2 tRNA genes are annotated in these 316 nt (G+C 40.8%); both read right to left on the reverse strand.

From position 1 onward, the window contains the following. Positions 1-75 precede the first annotated feature (75 nt). Positions 76-148: transfer RNA gene (locus tag FD27_RS07350), tRNA-Ala, on the reverse strand. A 4-nt stretch (positions 149-152) separates the two neighbouring features. Next, a tRNA-Ile gene (locus FD27_RS07355) sits at positions 153-227 on the reverse strand. Between the last annotated feature and the right edge of the window lie 89 nt (positions 228-316).

A 316-nucleotide genomic window follows, 5' to 3' on the forward strand; every position in this document is an offset into this window, starting at 1 on the left:
TTGTTTTGTTAAATAAAGAAAAATGATATTATTTAGTTTTCAAAGTACAAGCTCTGTCAACCTCACGGTTGACAATGGAGAATAACGGAATCGAACCGATGACCTCCTGCTTGCAAAGCAGGTGCTCTCCCAGCTGAGCTAATTCCCCATAATGGGCCTAAATGGACTTGAACCATCGACCTCACGCTTATCAGGCGTGCGCTCTAAACCAGCTGAGCTATAGGCCCAAATAAGCGTCTGATGTTTTGAGAAGTAAACCTCTCAAAACTAAACAAAGTTTCAACTATGTGTAGGTTTCCGTTTTATTCCTTAGAAA

Origin of the sequence: Limosilactobacillus frumenti DSM 13145 (assembly GCF_001436045.1) — a bacterium.
GTDB lineage: Bacteria > Bacillota > Bacilli > Lactobacillales > Lactobacillaceae > Limosilactobacillus > Limosilactobacillus frumenti.